General features: G+C 68.3%; 22 protein-coding genes and 1 pseudogene. 13 read left to right on the top strand and 10 right to left on the bottom strand.

Annotation, left to right across the window (positions count from 1 at the left end; translation table 11 throughout):
* Window positions 1-284: 284 nt before the first annotated feature.
* From OG978_RS15895 to OG978_RS15865, 7 genes are all read left to right on the top strand, one after another.
* Complete coding sequence (locus OG978_RS15895) at window positions 285-1,181, top strand: FAD binding domain-containing protein (RefSeq protein WP_326765861.1); 897 nt, start codon at window positions 285-287, stop codon at window positions 1,179-1,181.
* Entirely contained in the window at window positions 1,178-3,058 is a 1,881-nt protein-coding gene (locus OG978_RS15890) for a 2Fe-2S iron-sulfur cluster-binding protein (protein ID WP_326765860.1), read from the top strand. Before OG978_RS15895 ends, OG978_RS15890 begins: the two co-directional genes overlap by 4 nt.
* The gene (locus tag OG978_RS15885; protein ID WP_326765859.1) at window positions 3,055-5,391 is read left to right on the top strand and encodes a xanthine dehydrogenase family protein molybdopterin-binding subunit; all 2,337 of its coding nucleotides are present in this window, start codon (window positions 3,055-3,057) and stop codon (window positions 5,389-5,391) included. Before OG978_RS15890 ends, OG978_RS15885 begins: the two co-directional genes overlap by 4 nt.
* A gap of 84 nt (window positions 5,392-5,475) precedes the next feature.
* Window positions 5,476-6,060: a hypothetical protein gene (locus OG978_RS15880; RefSeq protein WP_326765858.1), complete on the top strand. Its 585-nt coding sequence runs from the start codon at window positions 5,476-5,478 to the stop codon at window positions 6,058-6,060.
* A gap of 48 nt (window positions 6,061-6,108) precedes the next feature.
* Complete coding sequence (locus tag OG978_RS15875; protein WP_326765857.1) at window positions 6,109-7,542, top strand: WXG100 family type VII secretion target; 1,434 nt, start codon at window positions 6,109-6,111, stop codon at window positions 7,540-7,542.
* A 29-nt stretch (window positions 7,543-7,571) separates the two neighbouring features.
* Window positions 7,572-8,969 (top strand): type VII secretion-associated serine protease mycosin, encoded by a 1,398-nt coding sequence (mycP, locus tag OG978_RS15870; protein WP_326765856.1) that lies wholly within the window; start codon window positions 7,572-7,574, stop codon window positions 8,967-8,969.
* A 197-nt stretch (window positions 8,970-9,166) separates the two neighbouring features.
* Entirely contained in the window at window positions 9,167-10,204 is a 1,038-nt protein-coding gene (locus tag OG978_RS15865; protein ID WP_326765855.1) for a S8 family serine peptidase, read from the top strand.
* Between the two features lie 4 nt (window positions 10,205-10,208).
* Here the strand turns inward: OG978_RS15865 and OG978_RS15860 are convergent.
* The 7 genes and pseudogenes from OG978_RS15860 to OG978_RS15830 all read right to left on the bottom strand — a co-directional run.
* Window positions 10,209-11,198 (bottom strand): annotated as a pseudogene (locus OG978_RS15860) (serine/threonine-protein kinase); the annotation flags it as partial.
* Window positions 11,199-11,243: 45 nt separating this feature from the next.
* The gene (locus OG978_RS15855; protein WP_326765854.1) at window positions 11,244-13,439 is read right to left on the bottom strand and encodes a protein kinase domain-containing protein; all 2,196 of its coding nucleotides are present in this window, start codon (window positions 13,437-13,439) and stop codon (window positions 11,244-11,246) included.
* 2 nt (window positions 13,440-13,441) lie between these two features.
* Window positions 13,442-14,338, bottom strand: a complete 897-nt coding sequence (locus OG978_RS15850) for a serine/threonine protein kinase (protein WP_326765853.1) — start codon at window positions 14,336-14,338, stop codon at window positions 13,442-13,444.
* A gap of 443 nt (window positions 14,339-14,781) precedes the next feature.
* On the bottom strand, window positions 14,782-15,435 hold the full coding sequence (locus OG978_RS15845; RefSeq protein ID WP_326765852.1) for a hypothetical protein: 654 nt from the start codon (window positions 15,433-15,435) through the stop codon (window positions 14,782-14,784).
* Window positions 15,432-17,750, bottom strand: coding sequence for a hypothetical protein (locus OG978_RS15840; RefSeq protein ID WP_326765851.1), 2,319 nt, complete (start codon window positions 17,748-17,750; stop codon window positions 15,432-15,434). Before OG978_RS15840 ends, OG978_RS15845 begins: the two co-directional genes overlap by 4 nt.
* A 19-nt stretch (window positions 17,751-17,769) precedes the next feature.
* A complete protein-coding gene (locus tag OG978_RS15835) occupies window positions 17,770-18,204 on the bottom strand; it encodes a hypothetical protein (RefSeq protein WP_326770042.1) in 435 nt (144 codons plus the stop codon).
* Window positions 18,205-18,790: 586 nt separating this feature from the next.
* Window positions 18,791-19,198: a hypothetical protein gene (locus OG978_RS15830; RefSeq protein WP_326765850.1), complete on the bottom strand. Its 408-nt coding sequence runs from the start codon at window positions 19,196-19,198 to the stop codon at window positions 18,791-18,793.
* A gap of 123 nt (window positions 19,199-19,321) precedes the next feature.
* On the opposite strand from OG978_RS15830, the gene OG978_RS15825 reads away from it, so the two are divergent.
* From OG978_RS15825 to OG978_RS15810, 4 genes are all read left to right on the top strand, one after another.
* Window positions 19,322-20,098: a helix-turn-helix domain-containing protein gene (locus OG978_RS15825; protein WP_326765849.1), complete on the top strand. Its 777-nt coding sequence runs from the start codon at window positions 19,322-19,324 to the stop codon at window positions 20,096-20,098.
* Window positions 20,095-20,343, top strand: a complete 249-nt coding sequence (locus OG978_RS15820; protein WP_326765848.1) for a DUF397 domain-containing protein — start codon at window positions 20,095-20,097, stop codon at window positions 20,341-20,343. The genes OG978_RS15825 and OG978_RS15820 overlap by 4 nt, the downstream gene beginning before the upstream one ends.
* Window positions 20,340-20,921 carry an AAA family ATPase gene (locus OG978_RS15815; protein WP_326765847.1) on the top strand — a complete coding sequence of 194 codons (582 nt, stop codon included), beginning with the start codon at window positions 20,340-20,342 and terminating at the stop codon, window positions 20,919-20,921. Before OG978_RS15820 ends, OG978_RS15815 begins: the two co-directional genes overlap by 4 nt.
* A 144-nt stretch (window positions 20,922-21,065) precedes the next feature.
* Window positions 21,066-21,245: a hypothetical protein gene (locus tag OG978_RS15810; RefSeq protein ID WP_326765846.1), complete on the top strand. Its 180-nt coding sequence runs from the start codon at window positions 21,066-21,068 to the stop codon at window positions 21,243-21,245.
* Between the two features lie 8 nt (window positions 21,246-21,253).
* Here the strand turns inward: OG978_RS15810 and OG978_RS15805 are convergent, their stop codons facing one another.
* From OG978_RS15805 to OG978_RS48300, 3 genes are read right to left on the bottom strand one after another with little or no spacing between them, the layout of a single operon-like run.
* Entirely contained in the window at window positions 21,254-21,826 is a 573-nt protein-coding gene (locus OG978_RS15805; RefSeq protein ID WP_326765845.1) for a hypothetical protein, read from the bottom strand.
* 3 nt (window positions 21,827-21,829) lie between these two features.
* Window positions 21,830-22,243 (bottom strand): hypothetical protein, encoded by a 414-nt coding sequence (locus OG978_RS15800; RefSeq protein WP_326765844.1) that lies wholly within the window; start codon window positions 22,241-22,243, stop codon window positions 21,830-21,832.
* 9 nt (window positions 22,244-22,252) lie between these two features.
* The gene (locus OG978_RS48300; RefSeq protein WP_442817839.1) at window positions 22,253-23,056 is read right to left on the bottom strand and encodes a DUF6571 family protein; all 804 of its coding nucleotides are present in this window, start codon (window positions 23,054-23,056) and stop codon (window positions 22,253-22,255) included.
* Between the two features lie 684 nt (window positions 23,057-23,740).
* Here OG978_RS48300 and OG978_RS48295 point away from each other — a divergent pair.
* Window positions 23,741-24,262 carry a phosphotransferase gene (locus OG978_RS48295; protein ID WP_442817838.1) on the top strand — a complete coding sequence of 174 codons (522 nt, stop codon included), beginning with the start codon at window positions 23,741-23,743 and terminating at the stop codon, window positions 24,260-24,262.
* Between the two features lie 98 nt (window positions 24,263-24,360).
* The gene (locus OG978_RS15785) at window positions 24,361-24,876 is read left to right on the top strand and encodes a DUF1269 domain-containing protein (protein ID WP_326765842.1); all 516 of its coding nucleotides are present in this window, start codon (window positions 24,361-24,363) and stop codon (window positions 24,874-24,876) included.
* Window positions 24,877-24,971 lie beyond the last annotated feature (95 nt).

Raw genomic sequence — 24,971 nt, 5'->3', positions numbered from 1 at the left:
AGGCCGGATCGGGCGTCGGATCGGAACGCCGGAACCGGGACACCGCAACGAGGTACCAGAACAGAGCAATCACCAACAAGACCTACCGAAAAGTTGCAATTCGCACTCTGCGCCGAAGCGGGGTGAAACGGGAACATTCCCCTGATCGGGGATGGATGCGCCCTTCGCGGACCCTCGCGTCGGTCCGATCCGAAGATGTGCCAGAGTTGCCACGTCCAGGCTTTGAGCACGTACCGTACGGCGAAACAGCCGGACAGCCGGGACACCGGGAAGGGGCAGCTGGGTTGACCACGCACGCACCGCAGGCGACGCAGTCCGTGACGCTGCCGGCCTCGCTAGACGAGGCCGTGGCGGCGCTCAGCGCCATGCCCGCCGCCGTTCCCGTGGCAGGCGGTACAGACCTGATGTCGGCCGTCAACAAGGGGCTGCTGCGGCCCTCGGGCCTGGTCGGCCTCGGCCGGATCAGCGAGTTGCGCGGCTGGCACTACCAGGACGGCCACGCCCTGCTCGGCGCCGGCCTCACCCACGCACGCATGGGGCGGCCCGACTTCGCCGCCCTCATCCCCGCTCTGGCCGCGTCGGCACGCGCCGCGGGCCCGCCCCAGATCCGTAACGCCGGCACGCTCGGCGGCAACATCGCCACCGCGGCCCCGACCGGCGACACCCTGCCGGTGCTCGCCGCGCTGGAGGCCGAGCTGGTCATCGCGGGCCCGGACGGCGCCCGCCGCGAGATCCCGGTCTCGCACCTGCTGGCCGGCCGCGACATGCTCGAACCCGCCGAACTCATCGGCTTCGTCCGGGTACCGCTGCTGCACGCCCCCCAGGTCTTCCTGAAGGCCACCGGCCGCACCGGTCCCGGCCGCGCCACCGCATCCGTCGCGATCGTCCTCGACCCGGCCCGGCGCGGGGTGCGCTGCGCGGTCGGCGCCATCGCGCCGATGCCGCTGCGTCCGCTGGAGGCCGAACGCTGGATCGCCTCGCTGATCGACTGGGACGGTGAACGGGGTCTGGCCCCCGACGCGCTGGCCGCCTTCGGCGAGTACGTCGCCGCGGCCTGCATCCCGGACCAGGCACCGCCCGCCGACGGGGGAGAGGCACCACCGCTGCCCCCCGCCGTACTGCATCTGCGGCGGACCGTCGCCGCGCTGGCCCGACGCGCGCTGGGGAGGGCACTGTCGTGAGCAACGAGGACCACAACGATCAGCACGGGCAGCAGGAGCACCTGCAGCACGGGGGCTGGCAGCCGACGCCGCAGGGCGGCGAGTACGACGCCGAGGCGACCGCCTTCGTCCACTTGCCGCCGGAGGACCTGGCGAACATCCCGCTGGCCGCCCCCGGCCAGGGCTACGTACCGCCGATGATCCTGCCGCTGACACCCGCGGCCGGGCTCGACCCGTCGGCCACGGGCAGCTGGGTCGTGCAGACGCAGAGCCAGCAGGAGCGCGGTACGGGCGCGGAGCAGCCCCCCGAGGCGGTGCACTGGCCCGACCCGAACCAGCAGCAGGCGACGTACGACTACGAGTACCCGCAGGCTCCTGACGCCCCTCAGGTCCCGCAGCAGGCCCCGCACGACCCGTTCTCGCAGGAGCAGTACCGGGAGACGCCGGCGGCCACGGGCCAGTGGAACTTCACCGAGTCCACGGAGTTCGGCGTCCACACCGCTCAGGCCGACCAGACCGCTCAGGTCGACCACGCCGGGCATGGCGGCCACACCGGCCAGTGGACGATTCCGGTCGCCGACGGCGATCTCCCGGAGGAGTCCGGCGAGTTCGCGGCCTCGGCCCTGGCGGCCCAGTGGTACGGGGACCGGACCCCGCCGGCCACGCTGCCGGGCGGCGCGCCCGCGCCGTGGGCGACGCAGCAGCCGGCCCCGGAGCCCGAGCCCGGTCCCGAGCCCGAGGCCCAGACCGAGATAGAGCTTGCGGCGGAGCCGGCCCCCCTGGCGGACATCGAGCCGGAGCACGCGCCGGGAGCCGAGCTCGAGCAGGCGCCCGATGAGGCATCGTCCGCGGCGTACGAGGAGGCCCTGCGGGCCCCCGAGGCAGTACCGGCCCCCGAGGCGGCCCCGTCGACGGAGCCCGCCGAGGTCGCCCCCGTACCCGAGACGGCCCCTGACGCCGTAGCTCCTGACGCCGTAGCTCCCGACTCCGCCCTGGGCGACGCTCTCTCCGAGCACCCCGCGGAGACCGCGCCGGAGCAGCACCCGGCCGGGCAGTCGCCGGAGACGGTCCACGACGAATCGCACGCGCAGGGCGTCGCTCCCGACATCGTTTCCGATGCCACGTCGGCCACGTCGGCCACGTCGGCACCGCCGGCCGACACGGCACCGGCGTCCGAGCCCGACACGGCCTCCGCCCCGCCCCTGGAATCCCAGCCGGTCGAAGCCGATTCCCCGCACTCCCAACCGCTCGAATCCGGCTCCCAGCCGCTCGAGTCCGGCCCGCTGGGCATCCCCGACGAGCACCCCGCCGCCTCCTACGTCCTGCACGTGAACGGCGCCGACCGCCCCGTCACCGACGCCTGGATCGGCGAGTCGCTCCTGTACGTGCTCCGCGAGCGCCTCGGCCTCGCCGGCGCCAAGGACGGCTGCTCGCAGGGCGAGTGCGGCGCGTGCAACGTCCAGGTGGACGGCCGGCTGGTCGCCTCCTGCCTGGTCCCCGCGGCGACCGCGGCCGGCAGCGAGGTCCGTACGGTCGAGGGCCTCGCCGTGGACGGCGAGCCGTCCGACGTCCAGCGCGCCCTGGCCAAGTGCGGTGCCGTCCAGTGCGGCTTCTGCATCCCCGGTATGGCCATGACCGTCCACGACCTGCTGGAGGGCAACCACGCCCCCAGCGAACTGGAGACGCGCCGGGCGCTCTGCGGAAACCTCTGCCGCTGTTCCGGCTACCGCGGTGTCCTGGACGCCGTCAACGAGGTCGTCGCAGGCCGCGAGGCGACCATCGACCCCGCCTCGTCGGACTCCCCGTCCCCGGAGTCCGACGAGGCCCGCATCCCGCACCAGGCGGCCCCCGGCGCCGGTAGCGTCCAGTCGCACCCGCAGGACGGAGGCATGGCGTGAGCAACGACGCAGCCACCGCTGCCAACGCGACCAGCACACGGATCACCACCCCGGCGACCGAGGGCCCCGACACCGAGCCGCCCGCGCTCGGCCTCGGCGTCTCGCTGCTGCCCGCCGACGCGCGCGCCAAGACCGAGGGCACCTTCCCGTACGCCGCCGACCTCTGGGCCGAGGGCCTGCTCTGGGCGGCCGTCCTCCGCTCCCCGCACCCGCACGCCCGCATCCTGTCCATCGATACTTCGGCCGCCGGCGAGATGCCGGGGGTACGGGCCGTCATCACGCACGAGGACATCCCGGGGGAGGCCGCGTACGGCCGCAGGGTCGTCGACCGCCCGGTCTTCGCGTCCGACCTGGTCCGCCACCACGGCGAGCCGATCGCCGCGGTCGCCGCCGACCACCCCGACACGGCCAGGCTCGCCGCCGCGGCCATCGCCGTCGAGTACGAGATCCTCGAACCGGTCACCGACCCGGAGAAGGCCTTCGCCGCTGAACCGCTGCACCCCGACGGCAATCTGATCCGCCACATCCCGCTGCGCTACGGAGACCCGGACGTCACCGGCGAGGTCGTCGTCGAGGGCCTGTACCGCATCGGCCGTCAGGACCCGGCCCCGATCGGCGCCGAGGCCGGGCTCGCCGTGCCCCGCCCCGACGGCGGCGTGGAGATCTACACCGCCTCCACCGACCCGCACACCGACCGCGATCTCGCCGCCGCCTGCTTCGGCCTCGAACCGGACCGGGTGAAGGTCGTCGTCACGGGTGTCCCCGGCGCGACCGGCGACCGCGAGGACCCCGGATTCCAGCTTCCGCTCGGCCTGCTCGCACTGCGCACCGGCTGCCCGGTCAAACTGGCCGCCACCCGCGAGGAGTCCTTCCTCGGCCACTCCCACCGCCACCCGACGCTGCTGCGCTACCGCCACCACGCGGACGCCGACGGGCGGCTGGTGAAGGTCGAGGCGCAGATCCTGCTCGACGCGGGCGCGTACGCCGACTCCTCGTCCGAGTCGCTGGCCGCCGCTGTCGCGTTCGCCTGCGGCCCGTACGTCGTCCCGCACGCGTTCATCGAGGGCTGGGCCGTCCGTACGAACAACCCGCCGTCCGGCCACGTCCGGGGCGAAGGCGCGATGCAGGTCTGCGCCGCGTACGAGGGCCAGATGGACAAGCTGGCCGCCAAGCTCGGCATCGACCCGGCCGAACTGCGCCTGCGCAACGCCCTGTCCACCGGCGACATCCTGCCCACCGGTCAGACGGTGACCTGCCCCGCACCCGTCTCCGAACTTCTCACCTCCGTACGGGACTTCCCCCTCCCCGCCCTCCCCAAGGACGCCCCGGAGGACGACTGGCTGCTCCCCGGCGGGCCCGAGGGCGCGGGCGAACCCGGTGCGGTGCGCCGGGGGGTCGGCTACGCGCTCGGCATGGTCCACATGCTCGGCGCCGAGGGCGCCGACGAGGTCTCCACGGCCACGGTCAGGGTCCACGACGGCATCGCCACGGTCATCTGCGCGGCGGTCGAGACGGGCCAGGGTTTCTCGACCCTCGCCCGCCAGGTCGTCCAGGAGACCCTGGGCATCGAAGAGGTCCACGTGGCGTCCGTCGACACCGACCAGCCCCCGGCGGGCCCGGCGACGCACGGCCGCCACACCTGGGTCTCGGCCGGGGCGGTGGAACGCGCCGCCAAGATGGTCCGCACCCAGCTCCTCCAGCCCCTGGCCCACAAGTTCGGCATGTCCACGGAGCTGCTGCAGATCGCCGACGGCAAGATCACTTCGTACGACGGTGTGCTGTCCACGACGGTCACGGAAGCGATGGACGGCAAGGAACTCTGGGCCACCGCCCAGTGCCGCCCCCACCCGACCGAACCCCTCGACGAGAACGGCCAGGGCGACGCCTTCGTCGGCCTCGCCTTCTGCGCGATCCGCGCGGTGGTGGACGTCGATATCGAGCTCGGCTCCGTCCGGGTCGTCGAGATGGCGATCGCCCAGGACGTCGGCCGGATCCTCAACCCGTCCCAGCTGGCGACCCGTATCGAGGCCGGCATCACCCAGGGCATCGGCGCCGCCCTCACCGAGAACCTCCGCAGCGCCCGCGGCCTGATCCGCCACCCCGACCTCACGGGCTACGCGCTCCCGACCGCCCTGGACGCACCCGAAATTCGCATCGTCAAACTCATCGAAGAACGCGACGTGGTGGCCCCCTTCGGCGCCAAGCCCGCCTCGGCGGTCCCCGTGGTGACGTCCCCGGCAGCCGTGGCCGCAGCCGTACGCGCAGCCACCGGCCGCCCGATAAACCGCCTCCCCATCAGACCCCAGGCGGCGGTGGCGGCCCCCAACTCCTGAGCCCGGCACGGATGGCGTGATCCGTTGCATCTCCGGGTTGCAGATGCAACCCGGAGATGCACAGTGTCACCGCCGCTGGCTAAGGTGAACCTCGAAGCGGTGAACGGCTGTTGCCGAACGGGGGAGGGCACTGTGGGGAAGAACGATCCGGGGGCGGAATCACCGGCGTACTCATGGGGCGTCATCGGTGCGATAGGAGCAGCCGGGGCGATCTCCCCGGGCGTCGCGAGCGAACTGTTCACCGAACTCTCGTCGTTCACCAAGTTCCGCGACCGCATCGACGGCCTCCTCCGCGACCTGAAGGCCTCTCCGGCAGACGCGAAGAAGCTGGGCGAAGTCGCCATCGGTGAGACTCAGTTCGGCGATCCTGCGTGGGCAGAGGCGTCCGGTTTGTATAGCTCGTACCAGAACGTCATTACGGAGCTGGAAACCCTCTCGAAGCTGCTGTCGGATTCCATAGAGGGTTTGGGTATCGCGGTCCTGGCGGCGCACACAGGCTACGAGAACCTGGACGATGACATCCGTGACCGCATGCTCGCCATCAAGCGAGGCGCGGAGGAGCACTACGAGGGTGAGTACAACCCGGTTCCGAACGAGGGTAAGCAGGGCGGTGGGCAGCCCACGACGACTCCCCAGCCTTCGCCGACGAAGGAGACCGGATCTGCATGACGGCGATGAAGATCACTTGGCGATCGCTGGTATGAACGGGGGAGCGGGATGAGTACGACATCGTTCGAGGGCATGTCCCACGCGCAGCTGGTTGCGTGGCTGGATCAGGCCAACAGCGAGGCCGTCAAGGCTGTGGCCGATCGCTTGGAGAGCGCCGCGAAGGAGATCGACAAGGTCGGTGAGGAACTGAAGATCCGTCCACAGATGGTGGAATGGAAGGGACAGGGGGCAGAGTCGTTCCGCACCTGGAGCGCGGACCTGGCCAATGCGACGCTGCGTCTCGGTCTGTACAGCAGGGGGGCGTCGACGCAGCTGAGCCACGCGGCTGACGCGATCGCGCTGGCCAAGGCGGCGACACCGCGCCCCCAGGGGGATCCGGAGGCGAACATGAAGGCTGCCCTCCAGACCCCCAACGACCCGGATGCCACAGCTCTGGTGCGGAAGCTGACAGAGGAACGGGACGTGGCGGCTGCGGAGATGAGGAAGCTCTCCCAGACGTACTCCCAGTCGGTCGAAGGCTTCGGCAAGCTGGAAAAGCCTGAGTTTCCGCCACCGCCGCGGGTGATCGCGCCGGACACGTTGGCCGAGAAGAGCGACACCAACGAACACATGTCCGGCGGGGGATCGGCCGGGGGAGCTGTCGGTGCCCATGCTGGAAGCTCCTCGACGTCTGTGGGCGGTCACGGAGCGGTGGGCAGCGTGACAGCGCCGTCGTCCACGCACGCGAGCGTGACGGCACCGGTCGCCGGCGTGGTGCGGCCTCCGGTGGATATGGAGATCGACAGTGTTGCGACGCTGCCGCCGACGGCTCCGTCAAATCCTGTGGTGGGTCCGTCCGTAACTCCGGGGCCGGGCAAGCCCGATGGATTCCTCAATACGCCTGCCGTTCTGCCGCCCGTCATCGGGGGAGGGCCGCCTCAGACGACGAGCGGCGGCGGGAGGACGACCGGGGTCACTCGTCCACCGATGTCTGTGGGCAACGGGAGTACGGGTGTGAGCCCGGTCGGTCGCCCGGCCCGAGACGATGGGATTGTCGGTGGCCGTCCGGTCGCGCAGACGTCCGGGCGGCCTGCGGGGGGCCTTCCTCGTGGCACCGTGATCGGTGGCGAGGGTACGCACGCCGGCCGTGGAGCGATGGGGCACGGCGCGGGCATGGGCGGATTCGGGAGCGGTGGCCAGAGCGGAATGGTGGGTGGCCGCCGACTTGCAGGGGAGACCGGGGGCATGGTGGGAGGTCGTCCACAGCAGCCAGGACGGACATCTGTACGCCCGTTCACTCCTGGAGGCACCGGTCTGGTGCGGGGCGTGGCAGCGGGCGACGGCAGTCGTGCTGCCGGTCAGATGGGGCGCGGCGGAGCGGCAACCCCTCAGCGCGCCGGGGAACCGCGCCGTGACGACCGTGAACGGCTGGACTATCTCGTCGAGGACGAAGAGACGTGGCAGCAGGGCAGCCGACGGGTTGTCCCACCAGTGATCGACTGAGTAGCAGGAAAACAGACAGAGGGAATGGGATGCGTACCAGCAGTGCAGCGGTCATCCGTCGTGGAACCGTCGTATCCGCGGTAGCGGCGTCGCTACTGGTGGGCGCCAGCCCTGTGTCCGCGGATTCTGTACGTGCGAGGCAGTGGCACCTGGACGTGATGCAGGCCGACCAGATGCGGGCGTCGAGTACGGGAGAAAACGTTACCGTTGCCGTTATTGATTCAGGTGTCGATGCGTCAACCCCTGATCTCCGAGGGCGTGTACTCAAAGGGAAAGACCTGGCGGCAGACTCTCCAGGTGATGAGCACACCGATTACGGCAATCACGGGACCGGGATGGCTGGTCTCATCGCCGGGACGGGCGATTCCGGCGGTGGGGGCGGTGCCTTTGGGCTAGCGCCGTCGAGTAAAATTCTCCCCATTCGCGTGAGGGATAACTTCGGAAAAGTCAATGGGGCGACAGGGGATGAAAATTTCAACGACGATGTGTCTGTAGGGATTCGTTTTGCGGCTGACAACGGTGCCAAAGTAATTAATATCTCTCTCGGTAAAAATGTGGGATCGCAACGTCTCACGGATGCCGTGAAGTACGCCCTGGGCAAGGGGTCGCTCGTTTTCGCAGCCGCAGGGAACAGCGCTGATGAGGGAAACGCGATCGAGTACCCGGCCGGAACACCTGGTGTCGTCGGTGTTGGGGCGATCGGGAAGGACCTCAAGAGGGCCAAGTCCTCTCAATATGGTCCGCAGGTCGACCTGGCCGCCCCGGGTGTGGACATGGTCCACACCTGCAGTGGGGGTACTCAGCTGTGCAAGAGCAGCGGTACCAGCGATGCCACCGCCATCGTCTCCGCATCCGCTGCCCTGATCTGGTCCAAGCACCCCGATTGGACGAACAATCAGGTTCTGCGCGTCATGCTCAACACGGCCGGTGGCCCGATCAGTGGCGACGAGCGCACGGACTACATCGGCTACGGGATCGTCCGTCCCCGCATCGCCCTGAAGACCCCGGGTGACCCCGGCCCCGCGGACGAGTACCCGCTCCCCGACCTTGCCGCAGCGGCGTCCCCGGCTCCCGCCGCCGAGCCGTCCAAGGAAGGCAGCAGTTCCGAGGAGAGCGGCAAGCCGGATGCCGCGGCTCCGGCCGACGACGACGGGGTCAATACTGGGCTCTGGATCGGTGTGGGCGTCGGTGCGGCGGTGCTCGCCGGTGTCGCTGTTGCCTTCGCGGCCATCCGCTCCCGCCGTCGAACGGCAGCCGCCTCGGCCCCGCCGCCGTACGCGCACCAGCAGCCCCACTCTCCACCCCCGTACCAGCAGCCCCAGTCCCCGCAGCCTGCGCACCCGTCCTATGCTCCGCCGCCGGGTGCCCAGGATCCCCGCTCGCCGCACCCCGGCCCTCCGAGCCGGGGTGGCGGGCCCACCCGATGAGGATGCTGCGTGATCGGTGCGAGGGTGTCAGGGGCCGCCGACGGTCGTGGCGCCGGACGGGTCTCCCTGCCGGGCTGGCACTCTTGCTGGTCGGCGCCTCGGCCACCACAGGGTCTGCTGCCACCGTCCTGTCCCGGCAGTGGCACCTCGGCGCAATGCAGGCGGAAACGATGTGGCGTACGAGCACCGGCGAAGGCGTGATCGTCGCCGTCATCGATACCGGGGTGCGCGAGGTGCCCGAGCTGGCCGGGCGACTCCTCGAAGGCAAGGATTTCACCGACGGGGTTGCCGGGGAGCACGACGAAGCAGGCACCACGGCCGCCGCTGTGATAGCCGGAACCGGGAAGGGGGCGGGCGGCAGGGAAAGTGCGTACGGGCTCGCTCCCGGCGCGAAGATCCTTCCCCTGAAAGTATCGGACGGAACCGAAACCCCGGATTCCGGCGAGCGGTCGATAGCGGTCAATAGTGACTTGGTGCCCGCTATCCGGTATGCGGCGGACTCGGAAGCGAAAATAATCAGCATCTCGGTAACTGCCATTCTGAGTGGTGGTGGGGCAGTGAATGAAGCCGTGATTTACGCTCTGTCCAAGGGGAAATTGATCTTCGCTGCTGTAGGTGACTCCGAATTTCCGAAACGGCCGGTGAAGAACCCGGCAGCGATTCCAGGCGTCACCGGAGTCGCTGCTCTGAGAAAGGACGCGACAGCCCTCAAATCGTCCGCAGTCGGTCCCGAGGTGACACTCAGTGCTCCCGGTGAGGACGTGCTCAGCGCATGCGCTGAGCACGAGGGTCTCTGTACAACCAGCGGTACGGCCGTGGCTACAGCCGTCACCGCGGCGTCCGCCGCGCTGATCTGGGCCAAGCACCCGGATTGGACCAACTACCAGGTTCTGCGCGTCTTGCTGAACACGGCCGGCGCTCCCAAGAGCGGTGCCGTGCGGAACGACTACGTCGGCTACGGGGCGGTCCGCCCCCGGATCGCGCTGAAGACTCCGGGTGACTCGGGACCAGCTGACACCTACCCGCTCCCTGATCTCGTCGAGACGCCTGATGCGCAGCCCGGCGTGGGCAGTGGTGCCGGAGCAACCACACCGGCAGCATTCGCTGAGACCGACCACCGCGGCACTGCCTTCCTGGTCTCCCTCGGCGTGTGTGCGGCTGGCCTGATCTGCCTTGCCGTCGCGGTTCCGCTGCTCATCGCCGACCGGCGACGTACCGGGCTCAGCCGTCCTTGAACTGCCATGCCGCCGTACCACCGCCCACGGTGAGCGCTGCCCCTCCGAAAGCGAGCGCGGCCAGGAACCGGCGTCGGGCCCGGCCCGGACGCGAGGTTGGACCGGCTGCCGCAGGGACGAGGCGGTGTACCTCCGCATGGTGCCGGTCGATCACCGCGCCGAGACGACCCTGTCGCCAGAAATCCCCCGTGCCGCGCGCGGGTGCGAAAGCGGCTGCGATCTGGCCGGGGTTCGGGCGCAGACCGACCTCCTTGGCGAGGCAGGGGGCGATGAGTGCGCGAAGCGTCTCGGGCACCTGTTGCAACTGTGGTTGTCCATGCACCACTTCGTACTGGACCGCAGCGATGTGACCTCCTCCGAAAGCGCGTTGCCCGGTCGCGGCGTACACCAGCACGGCACCCAGGGAGAAGACGTCGGCGGCTGGGCCCACCCGCCGGCCCAGTACCTGTTCGGGCGCACCGTACCCGAGAGTGACGGGAATCTCTCCCGTAGTCGTCAGGGTGAGCCCGTGCTCCGGCCGGGCGATGCCGAAGTCGATGACCCGGGGGCCGTCCGACGTCATCACGATATTCGCCGGTTTCACGTCACGGTGTACGAGCCCCGCGGCGTGGATGTCCCCCAGAGCGCGGGCGAGGTCGGCGGCCAGGGTGCGCACCATCATGTCGTCGAGCGGACCGTGAAGGCTGACAGCCTCGTCCAGGGTGGGACCGACCAAGAACTCGCTGGCGATCCAGGGACGCCCGTCCTCGGTCTGCGCATCCAGCACCCTGGCCACACCGGTGCTGGTGACGGACCGGGCGGTCCATGCCTCGCGTACGAAGCGCTGTGTCAGGTTCTGGTCGTATGACATCTCGGTGCGGAGAACCTTCACAGCGGCGCAACCGCCGAGGCTGTCCTGCCCGAGATAGATCTTGCCCATCCCACCCTCGCCGAGGACACCGAGAAGGCGATAGGGGCCGATCCGAAGGGGATCTCCGATGCTGAGCGGTTTCATGGGGTTCCTCGGGGGCCGGGTGTATCAAGCGATGGGTCGACTTCTCTATTTCATGCGCAGGGCCGTGACTCTCTCCTCGCCGACCCCGATGATCATGCGGTTATGAGGATCAGTCGCGAGACGTCGCAAAGATGCCGCCTGAGTCCGTACGTGCGCATGGGTACGCAGGTCGATCGCTCCGAGTCCCGCCTTGCCCGTGTAGTAGAGGTAGGACGAGTTGAGTACGGGCGGTGCGGCAAGGAGAGGTGCGTTCTCCTCGGGTGCGGGGGTCTCCCACAGCAGTTCGCCGCGCCGGGTGTCGACGGCGACGATTGCTCCTGTGCGCTCTGCCGCGTACACGACTCCCTTCCGAATGGCGGGGGCTCCGTAGTGAGTGGCCAGCGGCGAGGCATCTCCGAAGTCGCGGAAGTTGCCGAACTCCCAGATGACTGTGCCGTCGGATACACGTATGGCCTGGACGAGACCCGCTCCGATGTATATGTGCCGGCCGTCATCCGCGAGTTCCGCGCCGGTGGTGACCGGTGCGGTGGTTTCGTCCATCCAGTCGGATACTGCGCTCGACCAGAGATGCTTACCGGAGCGGTTGTCGTATGCGTGGAGCTTGAGCTGATCGAACTCACCGCCCAGGACCAGCACGTCTCCGACGGTCTTGGCGAACCACACGCCGATCTCGAACGAGGGATTCTCCGTCTCATCGAACGGCGCCTGCCAGCGAACTTTCCCCGATGTGGTGTCCACCGCGAGGAGATGCCAGTCCTCGGTGTGCGGCTCTGCGTTGCGTCCGGCAGCGAGGTAGACCGTCTCGTTCGATGCGTGCAGAAGAGCGGCGACTGTGGTGGAGGAGCCCAGGGCCTTCACGTCGGGCAGTGTGACGATCGTGCGGTCCGCCCCGCCGGATTTGCCGAGCGAGAGGAGCGACAAACGATCCTTGCTGTCCAGGACGAGACAGTAGATGCGGGATCCGTCTGAAATAGCCTGGTTGCGGGGCGACAGCGACATTGAGTGCCAGCTGTCCTTGCCCGTTGCGGGGTCGAGGCCCACCAGACGGTTGATGTCCATGACTACGGGGGTATCGCCGACGAAGAACGGGGTCCCGTAGTCCTGGGCCCTGGCGGTGTAGTTCGTCCACAGGGGGCGGAGCAGATCCTGTTTCCCCGGTCCCGCCTGTCCGTGCGACGCGACAGCGTCCGGTTTGTCTGCGCCAAGGAGGTGCACTCCAGCCCAGACACCCGCCCCCACGGCTGTCGCCGACAGACTTGCGACGCCGAGGAGCCGACGACGGGACATGCCTGCACGGCGTGGTAGGGACGGATCGGGCAGGGGGTTTGCATGCTCCGGTGGCGCAGGCAGGCGGTGGGAGCTGTACTGCCAGACCTCCGCCGAGAGGCGGGCGATCTCCGTAAGCACCTCGGCGGGTAGATGGTCCGCGAACTCGCCATGACCGTCATGCAGTTCCGTGACCAACTGCTGGGTAGTCGGGCGCAGGGCCGCGTCCTTGGAGAGGCACCGGGCCAGCAGTGGGGCAAGCGAGTGCGGTACGCCGGTGAGGTCCGGGTCCGCGTACCGCACCCGGTAGATCAGGTCCGCGGCTTGCCCGCCGCCAAAAGGACCGTGGCCCGTGGCAGCGAAAACGAGGACGCCTGCGAGGGCGAACACATCACCGGCGGACGTCTGCTCCTGCCCGCTCGCCTGCTCCGGCGACATGTACGCGGGTGTGCCGGCGGCGGTTCCCGTGCGGGTGAGCCGGTCGTCACCGAGGGCGCGGGCGATACCGAAGTCGATGACCTTCGGGCCGTAGGCGCTGAGCATGACGTTGGACGGCTTCAGGTCACGATGCACCACCTCCGAGCTGTGCAGCTGACCGAGCGCGCCGCACAGAGCCGCTCCCACCGCACGCACCGCCGCTTCCGGAAGCGGACCGCAACGGGAAACCGCCTCGTCCAAGGGCGGGCCGAGGACGTACTCCGTGGCCAACCAGGGTGTTCCGGCGAGCGGGTCCGCATCGAACACCCGGGCGCCGTGCAGACCTCCGATGACGCGGGCGGCGTCCACTTCGAGATGGAAGCGGGTACGGAAGGTGGCGTCTGCGGCGATGTGCGCGTGAACGGTCTTGAGCGCCACCGTGCGACCGCCTGGCGAGCGTGCCAGATAGACCGTGCCCATACCGCCGCTGCCGAGCCGGGCTGCCAGCCGGTAGGGACCGATGAGGTGTGGATCGTCGTGGAGGAGGGGCTTGAGCACGGTCAGCCCCCGAGGGGCAGGGGGAGGTCTGCGGCGAGGATCTCCGCAGACTGGCGAGCGAGGGCCGCGATCACACGACCAGGGAGGGGGAACTCTCTCGATCCTGGATCGATGACGGTGGGGGAAGGAGCTGCGCCGGACGTGGAAGGGGCCAGCGCCTGTAGGACATCGATGGCGCGCGGCCGGGCGGCCGGGTCTCGGGCCAGGCAGGCAGGCACGAGTGAGCGGAGCAGGAAGGGGAGCTCCTCGCGGTCGGGAACCGTGTGCCCGGTGGCCGCGTACGCGAGGACCGCGCCCAGTGCGTAGACATCACCGGGAGGACGCGGGCGCCCGCCACTGGCCTGTTCGGGCGACAGGCTGCCGGCCTCGAGCCCGGGGAGTCCGGACCGGGCCTTGCCGTCCGGCGCGGCGGTCCGGGCGGCGCCGGAACAGGTGACCCGGGGGCCGTCGCCGGCGAGCAGCACGGCCGCGGGGGAGAGCCCTGCGTGGGTCGCCCCTCGGGAATGGGCGGCGACGAGCGTCTCCGCCAGGCAGGAACCGAGTGCGCGCAGCGTCTCGTCCGGCAAGGGGCCACCATGGACGGCCAGGACGGTCGGCAGAGGCAGCACAGGCTCGTAGGCACGTGCGCACCACGGAGTCGGACCGGGCGTCGAGCAGTCGGTGACCGCGGGGGTCCATGGGCCGAGTGGGGTCCGGGCGGCCTGCGCCTCGACGAGGAACCGCTCGGGGTCGGCGTCGGCGAGCGGGAGGCTCAGCAGGACCGTGCAATTACCGTCCGCACTGCGCGCGATGTAGCGCCGCTCGGGTACGGGCATCGCGTCCGGTCCGGCCGGATCCAGCCGGGTCACGACGAAGTACGGACCGATCTGTCGGGCGGAGGTGTGACGCGGCGTCTGCATGAATGAAGATCCCCCGAGCGATGTCCTGTCCAGGGGAGCCTACTCAAGCGGCTTGCGCGGGGGGACGGAGGGCGCAGTGGCCCCGGTGGGCGATGACATCCGGCAGTATCCCGTCGGCCTCGCGGAGGGGTCGATGCCCGTCCGCGAGGCCCCCGCAGGGCTGGCTTCTCCGAACGGCCCCAGCAGGCGGCTGCGGAGTAGCGTGACTCTGTGACTCTGTGACTCTGTGACTCTGTGACGCGGCCGGTCGGCCTGGTACGGGTGAGGGGGCGTGCCGTGTGCGACGTAGCTTCGCCGGAGCACATGGCCTCGCCAAGTCGACGCCCCTCGGTGACGATTCGCCGTGGTGCCCGTCTGCCATGCCCTGTCCCGGGAAGACCGTGCCCTCTGCCGTTTCCGCACCGGCCGGAGCCGGGAAGCGGCCCAGTCTTACGCCCCAGCACTCACGCGGCGGCAGGCAGTTCGGAGGGGATGACAGGAGATGTCGTGCACCCCATCTCCTCCGTCACCGATTGGGCGAACGTCCTCAGCAGCTCCCACCGGAGCTCAGCCCCCAGATCCGCTCCCGTCACCTGGAACTGGAGCGGCAGACCGGTCGACTGCGACGCAGCTGCTCCTGGCACTGCACATGCCGCGACCAACTGCATCCGGGCCGGGCCGGGTTCCGGTGCCACGTACACCAGCCCGTTCACCTGACGCCACGTTCGGCCGGCCTTCGGATCGTCCATCGACTCGAGTGACAGCACGGACCACTTCACCGACACGTCCACGGTGCCACTCGGCTGATCCCCCTCGAACGCGTCCAGGCGGCAGCCGGTGTAGGAGGTGTGCATCAGATCGGACTCCTGCCACTTCTCGGCCTCCTTCACGAGGGCAGCCGCCAGTGCATCCGCCTGCGGTGTCCCGCTCACCTCGACATCGTTTCCGCCCGTCGCCTTCACGGCCGCCTCCACGTTCTCGGCGCCGAGCAACGACTTGCACCGGCCGAGTTCCGGGGATTCCGCCCGGTCCTGACCCTTGGAGCATCCCGACAGGAGAATGCCGACGACAACCGGAACCGCGAAAGTCCACAGCCGACTTGAGTTGCGCAACGTCATGACTTGACCCTCCCCTGATCGCCGGCCGCGGTTTTGCCGTTACCGTAGGACGTTTCGATATCCACAGCAAGCTGCTGCTTCTCGTAATCCGACATGCCGACCTCGTCCGCATAGTTGAGCAGCGGAGTCACGGCGCCGCGTTCTCCTTCGTTCTTGAATCTGTCGATTCCGGTCAAGGCCTCGTCGTCGTTGCTGTACTCCTTGTCCTTGAGATATTCCAGTGTGTCACCCGCGTATCCGGTGTCAATGGCCGAGCTGACGGTATCCATGACGAGGGGGACCGCTGTGGCGGCGACAACGCCTGCGGCGGGGCCCAGGACCACCGCGGTGCCGACACCGACGACAGCCCCTACGCCGGAACTGACTCCGAACTTCCTCCACTCGGCATTCTTTTCCATTTCGAGATTCTTGGCTTCTTCGTCGCCCTTGAACTGTTGATGGATTCCTTCGATGCGGGACTCGTCGATGATTCCGTGTACCTTCGCGCCATGCGAGCCGAAGATCAGTGCGGCCTCCTGGTGCTCGGCGCCGAATGCCTTCAGCCCACTCGCCTCGTACATCTGTTGTGCTGATGACAGCGACTTCCAGCCCTCATCGTCGGCTGCCACCACCCCCATGAACCGGCGGCTCGCAGCCTCGCCGAAGTCGGTCCGCTGGGAACCGTCGCTGCTGTTTGCGAACAGTGAGTCGCGCCCAAGTTCATCGCCGGCCGATCCGAAGTTGTACGTGGAGTAGTTCAGGTCGTCAATATAGGCGGCGCCCATACGGCCGAGACTGTCCTTCAGCGATTCGTGCCGATCCAGCAGATCCGAGTCCGTGCCGTAGGAGTCGATCACTTCCTTCATGATGGCGGCGGTGGTCTCGTCCCTCTTCAGGGTCGGCGTGGGGTCGTCCCAGGCGTGACCGGTCGTCGCTGACTCCAACGCCTTGCCCAGCGCGTCCGGAAGGAACTTCGTCGTCTTGGCGGCCTCGTCGGGATCATGGCCAGGCACGTCGTAGAACGGCTCGTATTCCTCGTTCTGGAAGAAGTCGAGGTAACTCGTGATGTTGTTGTCGTCCTTGTCCTTGCCCAGCCCGGCGGTGGCACCGGAGTTGTCCGTGCCGTCCATGTTGTACGCGGTCGGGTCGGCGGAGAAGAATTCCTTCGCTGCCTGGGGGCTGTGCCCAAGGGATTCCAGCATGCTGACGACGGGGTCGTAACCGGCGCCGTTGATGCCTGATGGGTTGAAAGGACTTTTGTCCAACCCGTTTGACTTCGAGCCGTAGAAGAGATCGGGCTCTTTCTGATGCACCTGCATCACATGCTCGGCGATGGGATTGAGAAACTTTGCGTCGTAGTTCCCGTAACGCATGATCCCGCCGAGCAGTTGATAGCCGAAAGGTGCATTGTTGTCATACTTGGCGAGCGGTATTCTCTCGGTTCCGAGCTTCCGGAGTTCTGGCCCCCAATCGGCCGAGAAATCTTTGTCGTGCGAGGCCTTCGCGAGGTTGAACCCCAAATTCTTCTGTAGCGCCTGAACGTCTGCGAGACGCTCTTTGTCCACTTTCCCGTACTCTTGGGTGTCGGTGGAGAGCTGACCGAAGAATGCGAGCGACTTCTCCGGGCCGAGGGTTTCATAGAATGTCTTGGAGAACTCGACGGAGTTCTTGTTGTCCCTCAGGATCTCGTTCATCGCCACAAGCTCGGCGTGCGTGATTTCGCGCCCCTTGGCGGCGTAGGCGGCAGCCCGGTGGGCCTCCTCCTGGTCCATGTTCTGGTACTTGGGAGCGCTGAAGTCCTTGCTGTCGGAGATATTGGCTGCGAGCGTGTTGCGGAAAGAAACGTCGGTGTCGTTACAGTTGTCGACAATGGCGTCGATCTTCTTCTGCCACGCCTCGATGTTCTCCCGTTCCTGGCGCAGGTAGGTCGCGAAGTCCGGATCATGCCGCGCGGCGTTGTTCTCGGAGATCGGATTTCGGGCGGTCACCTTGCCCTTGGCGTCGACATGTATGCCGGCGGCAGGCCCTTCCTGGTCCCGGATGTTCGTCAGGTCGTCCTTGGCCTTCTTGAAGGCGGTGTACGCCTCCGCCAGGATCTGTTTGACCCCCTTGGCCTCGGCCGCCGCATCCTTGAACTCGTTGGCGGTCTTGCCGATGAACGCCTTGGTGACCCCGGCGTTCACGCCCTCCCACTCGGCCTTGTCCGCCTTGGCCTTCATGCCGTTCGTGGCGTCCACGGCGAGTGTGTCCAGCCGGCCGGCCATATCGGACCAGTCATCGGCCGCCGTCTTGAGCTTTCCGATGGGCGCATCGATGACGTCTTCGTAATTCAGCACGCCGAAAATCCCCCGCAGATCACTTCAGAAGTTCATCGAGCTTGGAGACGGCGAGCATCTCGCCCTCGATCTGCTGATCGTCCTTTGCGGTTGCGGACGCCGAATAGTTCAGATGGTTCGATATCTGACCGCAGGCATCGAGCAGGGTCTTCATGTGGGTGTTCCATCGGTCGTGCACCTTCAGTAGGGAGGAACCGCTTTCGAAGTTTCCGTTGGTGAGTGCGATTGCCGCGTCGAACGTGGATGAGCGGGCCATGTCACCGTCCTTCGAGAGCCTGGTACGCACCTCGTACGCCTCGTGGCCGATGGCCCCGATGTGATTCTGATTGACCGCCAGGTCCGTCTGCGAGGCCGTGGACCCGGAACCTCCTTCGGCTGGGAGGCTATTGAGTCGCATATCGACCCGTTGTGTCGCCTCCGCCCGAATTGTCGCCCACTCTGCGTCGAACGTCACGAATTCCCCCGTATCGAAGTCGCATTCCGCGAAGCGCGGCGCCTCGCGCGCATCGGCGTCCACGTTACCGTTCGGCTTGCAAAGACATGCCCCTCGATCCGGAGCGACCAAGTTGCGCGCCTTGATGCGGGTGTTGCCGGGTGATCTTTTTTCGGGCCCTGTCGAAAGTTTCATAATTGCGCAACAGTGGTCTCATGGCGGCCTTTGTGCCGCACGTCGCGCAGAGGCAAGATGGAGATCCTGAGCCGCAGGAGTGTCGGCGGAGGGTTTTTCGGCACGGACCTCACGGTCGTGGTGCCCGGGAGGCGTGTCGGGTCGCCTCCATGCGTTCGTATTGACGGTGGCGGCCGTGATGTGGTGTCCCCGGCCGGGCTGTGCTGGTGGTTGAGGCCGCCCGCAAGACCGGGCTGGATCAGGCGATATCGGCGGCGCCGACTCCGTGACGGCGTCAGCGGACGGTGCGCGATCCGGGCAGGTTTCTGCTGGACCGGCCACGCGGGCCCAAGCCCGCGAGCAGGTCCGGAACGTGGTCAGGAACGCGGCCCTGGACGACGCAGGGCAGATGATCGTGGATACCGCCGCCCACTCACCCCTCCTCCGGAGCAAACTGCGCCATCACCAGCCCGTACAGCAACTCCACGTCCACGAACTCCCCTTCCTGCGGCGCCCCGCACCGCCAGCTGAGCGGGTACGTGTTGCCGTCCGGTGCGGGGATTCCCACGTACTGGTCCCGGGCGGCCGGCCCGAAGCACCTGGCGCCCGGCGGCCAGTCGTACTCCTTGCTCGACCCGGGCGGGATCAGGAAGTACGTCCACCGGGCGCCTGCGATCTCCCGTACGACCGGCCCCGGTTCGCCCTCGGTAAGCGTTCCGAGGTGGTGCAGCACCGCCTCGCCCCGTACGCCCCGCAGCCGGATGGCGTCGAAGTGGATGCCGGTCAGGTGGATTTGGTGTCCGGCGGCGGGTACCCATTCGGGGAGTTCCTTGCTCGTCATGACCCCAAGCATCCAGACGGCTGCGTAGCGTGACCAGGAGGACGCGGTCCACATCGACGCGATGTGGGGAGGGTGGTGGTGGCTGTGGGGACAAGTAATGCGCCGTCGCAGGTGCGGAGGCTCGTGGGTGAACTGATCCGTATCCATCGGGTGCGGGCCGGGCTCACGCAGAAGGACGCGGCGGACAAGCTGTTGATCTCGGAGTCGCTGATGGGGGCGGTCGAGCGGGCGGAGCGTATTCCGTCGCTGGAGCTGCTGGCCGACGCGGACCGGGTCTTCGTCGCGGGCGGTGCGCTGAAGGCGTGCATCGAGCTGATCGACGAGGAGAAGTATCCGGCGAAGTTCCTGGACTGGGCGCGGCTGGAACGGCAGGCGCGGGTCATCAGCGCGTACGAGACGATGCTGATTCCGGGGCTGCTTCAGACAGAGGCGTACGCGTACGCCCTGTACCGGGCACGCAAACCCGCGTACACCGAGGACGAGATCGTCCGGCACGTCGAGGCGCGGCTGGAGCGGCAGGCCGTGCTGATGCGTACGCCTCCGCCGTACGTCGGGTTCGTCATCGAGGAGTCGATCCTGGACCGGACGCTCGGCGGCGCGGTGGTGCTGAAGGAGCAGTTGCTGCATCTGCTGGAGTGCATGCGGCGGATGAACCACCTGACGGTGCAGGTGATGCCTTCGGATCAGCACACGCACGCGGGAGTGAACGGGCCGATGCAGTTGATGTGCACGGCGGAAGGCCGCAATCTGGTGTTCGCGGAGAGCCAGGGCGGCGATAGGTTGATCTCCAGGCCGGAGCAGGTGGGCGATACGTTCGACCTCTTCGGCATCCTGCGGGCCCAGGCGCTCAACCCCTGGAAGTCGGCGGAGATCATCGAAACGAAGGCGAGGCAACTGTGACCAACGGGCCCGAGCTCTTCTGGTTCAAGTCCAGCTACAGCAACAACGAGGGCGGCGCCTGCGTCGAGGTCGCCTACGACTGGCGCAAGTCCAGCTACAGCGGCAACGAGGGCGAGGCCTGTGTCGAGGTGGCCACCTGCCCCCACACCGTCCATGTCCGCGACTCCAAGGTCGTCGACGGGCCAGCCTTCGCCGTCGCCCCTGCCGCCTGGACCGCCTTCCTGACGGGCGCCGTCGCGGGATGACCGCGAGCGTGTTGCGAGCTGCTGATCCCGGCCCCGCCGTCGTCCTCATCACCGGTGTGATGGCCTCCGGGAAGTCCACCGTTGCCCAGGCCCTCGCCGAGCGGCTGCCGCGGGCGGTTCATGTGCGGGGGGATGTCTTCCGGCGGATGGTGGTGTCGGGGCGGGCCGAGATGGTGCCGGGGGCGTACGAGGAGGCTGCTGCGCAGCTCCGGCTCCGGTACCGGTTGTCCGCGATGACGGCCGATGCGTACGCGGGTGAGGGATGGACCGCGGTGGTGCAGGACGTGGTGCTGGGGGAGGAGTTGGCCGGGTACGTCGATCTCGTGCGGACCCAGCCGTTGTACGTCGTCGTGCTCGCGCCCGAGCCGCGGGCCGTTGCCGAGCGGGAGGCGGGGCGGGGCAAGAGTGGTTACGGGGCCGGGTGGACGGTCGAGGCGCTGGACCGGGTGCTGCGGGAGGAGACGCCGCGGATCGGGCTCTGGCTGGACACGACCGGGCAGACCGTGGAGCAGACGGTCGACACGGTCCTCGCGGAGCTCGAACGGGCACAGGTGGCGGGAGCGGCGGAGCCGGACTGAGGTCCTGCTTGATGCGGCGACTGCGCTGACGGCCGGTGATTCGCCAGGGGTTCGGTGTTCCGGACGTACATGAGACCTGGACCATGCGGCTGCCGCTGGACAGGTCTGGGCATCGGCACGGCCTGCCACGCCGTGGCTGTCTGCTTGCCCCGCACCAGCCAGCACGCCTGGCACCTGGCATACGCCCGCCCCGGCGGCCTCTCCTTCGACACGGCCTGGCGCCACACCCGAGTGCGCCTCCACCCCGACGAAGCACTCTTCCGCCAGGCCGGCCACCGCGCCGACGTCCAGCGGGGGCCCGTGGACGACGACTGCCCCCGCTGACGTCGGTCCTACGCCTCGCAGTCGTACTGCTTGGCCAGATTGGCAGCGGCTTCCCGCACCACGGCCGCGCTGTTGCGGAGCGCCGTGTCTCGGTCGACGAGGCCCTTCTCCTCCGCCTGCGAGGGGGTGATGAGCGTGACGGTGATGTACGGGGCCGTCGAGCCCATGCGGGCGGCGCAGCCGGCGGGCAGCGTGGCTCTGGCCTCCTCGGGGAGCACCCAGCCCGTGAATCCGGGGCCGAGGGGGACGGAGTCCTTCCTGGGCCCGGAGTCGTTCCGGGTGTCCTCGATGATCAGGTTGAAGATCCCGCGGGGGTAGTTGCTGTCCGGGTTGGCGCGCAGCACGTGGCACGCTTTGAACACCGCGTAGTCGCCCTTGCCTTTCCTCTCCGACTCCTCCGCGCTGACCTCGCCCCCCTTGCCGTCGTCGATCAGTTCCGCCGTCTCACGGCTGAGCGCTCCGTGGCAGAGACTCTGCGGCAGCGGCGGCTTCTCCTCGCCGTCAGGCCAGAGGCTCGCCGTCACGACGGCCACCCCGGCGACGCCGAGCACGACGGTCAGCGGCAGCCACTTCTTGTCCATCGGTTACTGTCCCATCCACTTGTCGGCGTCCCCCATGCCGCTCTGGTACCACTGCTCGGCGATCGCCTGGAGGTGATCCTCGTACTCGCCAGGGCTCGCGTCCAACTCCTTCTCCGTGAGCCCGCGATGCGTCGCCATCCCGCGCAACATCCCGTACATCTGCTTCTGACCGTAGTCGTAATGCTTGATCATGTTGTTGCGGGTCTCGGCGTCGACCTTGGCGTTCTCGTCGCTCACGTACGCGTTCAGTCCCCAGTCCACCGCGCGCTGGACCCCGTCGCCGACGATGGGGATGGGAGTCAGTAGCCCACCGTAGATGTGGTAGTTGACCATCCTGTTCCAGTTGTTGGCGTCCTTCTCCGCCTGGCCCAGGTCGTAGATGACGTCGCCGCGCACGCCGTCGAGGTGACCGAGCACCGAGGCGGACTACTTGACCCAAGCCCGCAGCTCCGGGTCCTCCTTGCGGAAGGAGTCAGCCTGGAAGCGGTCGAGCCCCTCGCCGGTTACCACGCTCTGGGAGGTGTGGATGATCTTGTAGGCGTTGGGGTCCTCGGCTGTGGCGCGGATGATCCGGGTGAGGTCGCCCCGGTCGATCTCGAGCTGGTTGAAGTCGGTGGGCCCGTCCATCTTCTTGCCGAGGATCTGGTGCACGTCGGAGCCGTAGTCGGCAATCATGTCGGCCATGGGCAGGCGCATGGAGACGGGGACGGCGCTCTGGTCCTTGTTGAGCGCCTCCGTGTACTCGCCCATCACCCGCTCGAAGATCGCGGTCTCGGCGCCGTCGTGGTGAGCGGGCACCGGGTGCATTGGTGAACCGGGCATGCGGCCGGTGGCCGCGGACTCGAGCGCGAGGCCGAGCTCGGCGCGGGCCGAGGTGTACTGGGTCTCTGTCGGCATCTTGCTCTCGACGTCGCCGCCCGGCCAGTCCCGGTCCTCCAGGAAGTACTTCAGATTGTCGGTGGTGTTCGGGTCGAAGTAGTGGGTGGCGGCGGACGGGTTGCGGCTCATGGCGTTTAGCAGACCCTTCATCGGGTCCTCCTGCGTGCCCTGCCAGTTCTTCATGACGCCGTCGTACGCGTCCTTGTCGTTGGTCTCCCACTCCCGGATGGAGTCGCCGACCTCGGTCAGGAATGCCTCGCCGTAGACCGGGTCGCCCTGGTCCTTCTTCCAGGGCGAGGAACCCTCCTTGTTGGGGTCGTACACGGCGTCGTCTCCGGCGTCGGCGGCCATCAGGTGAGTGAGGACGTTCCAGCCCGCAGCCCCGCCCTTGAGCGCCCCGGGGTGCCGGTCGGGCAGGCCGTTGCCGTCGCGGGCCGTGGCGATGAGCCGGTCGGTCCAGGCGGAGGTGACGCCGCCGGGCGAGCCGATCGGGGAGTCGGGGCCGGTGGCGGTGGCGAGGCTGCCGGACAGCGCCTTGTAGAGGCGGGCGTCGGTGCCCGAGACCTGGCCGTCGCGGCCGCCGCCCTCCAGGCTGCCCGCGAGCAGCAGCACCGCCTCCTGGCCGTCGCGGCCGTTGTAGCTGACGTTCTGCATGAGCTCGGCGGAGAACGCCGGCGAGTCCTTCCCGCCCTCGACGAGCGTGAGGAGCCGTTCGCGCTCGTTGTCGTCGAGGTGCTCCCACCGGGCGTAGAGCTTGGCGGCCTCGCGGCCGTTCTCTGTCTGCTGCTTCTCCTCGGCGCGCATCTTCTTGGCGTCGGCGACACCGCCGAGGTCGGTGCTGCCGAAGTCGTTGGGGTGGTTCCGGATCAGCGCCCGCAGACCCCAGGCGCAGAGTTCGTCGGCCTCGTTGGCGCGCTTCAGGATGCCTTCGAGCTTGCTGCGCAGCGCGTCGAACTGCGCTTCGGTCGCGATGGGTTCGGTGCTGTCCTTGGACCGGTGGTCGGGGTGGACGCGGTGGCTGAGGACTCCGTCGGGATCGGTGGTGATGCCCGATGGCGGGTTGTTGTAGGTCGACGAGCGCCCCGCGTTGTCCGTCGTCGGGGACGTACTGAACGTGGACGCCGACCCCTTCGCCGATGCGGACTGGTACCTCAGGCTGGGGAAGGATGCCGCGCCGAAGGACGGCGCGCAGTACCGGGGCACCCGCATCATGGATCGTTTCGCGCTCGCCGTGTGGGCAAGGTCTGGACCGTTGTGGTGCAGGACGTGGTGCTGGGGGAGGAGTTGGCCGGCTACGTCGGTCTCGTGCGGACCCGGCCGTTGTACGTCGTCGTGCTCGCGCCCGAGCCGCGGGCCGTTGCCGAGCGGGAGGCGGGGCGGGGCAAGAGTGGTTACGGGGCCGGGTGGACGGTCGAGGCGCTGGACCGGGTGCTGCGGGAGGAGACGCCGCGGATCGGGCTCTGGCTGGACACGACCGGGCAGACCGTGGAGCAGACGGTCGACGCGGTCCTCGCGGAGCTCGGCCGGGCGCGGGTGGTGGGAGCGGCGGAAAGCTGAGGAGGCTGGCGGGCCGATACATTCGAGCCTAATGTCTTATTTACCAATAGTTCCTCTATGGTTGGTGCGGTAAAGCACCACGAGGAGGAGTCAGCCGCATGAGTAATCTGTTCGTCATCGCCTACGACGATCTCGCCACCGCCGACCAGGTCCGGGACAAGCTGCTGTCCATGAACCGTGAGCACCTCGTCGAGCTGGAGGACGTCGTTGTCGTCGAACGGCGTGAGAAGGACGGCAAGATCAAGCTGCATCAGGCCGTCAACCACGTGGGTACCGGAGCCGCGGGCGGCGCGCTGTGGGGGAGCGTCATCGGGCTGCTCTTCCTCGTGCCGTTCCTCGGTGCCGCGGTGGGCGCCGCGGCCGGCGCCGCCGGAGGGTCCGCCGTCGACACCGGTGTCAACGACGACTTCATGAAGGAGCTGAGCGCCAATCTCCGGCCCGGCGCCGCCGCCGTCTTCGTGCTCGTCAGGACGTCCGCCCGCGACAAGGTCGTCCCCGAGATCGTTAAGTTCGGCGGCCAGCTCGTCCAGACCTCGCTCAGCAAGGAGGACGAGGCACACCTGCGGGAAATGGTGAAGGAAGCGCTCAAGGCAGAGACGACGATCGCCTCCTGATCTCCGGACCGTACGAGAGAAGGCGACTGCCCGCGCCGTGCGCAGGGTGGTCGCCTTTCGTATGTGGGGACCCGGTGCAGATCAGGGTTCCCCGC

The sequence above is a fragment of the Streptomyces sp. NBC_01591 genome (assembly GCF_035918155.1).
Taxonomy (GTDB): Bacteria; Actinomycetota; Actinomycetes; order Streptomycetales; family Streptomycetaceae; genus Streptomyces.
This window is presented reverse-complemented; position numbering and strand designations above follow the sequence as displayed.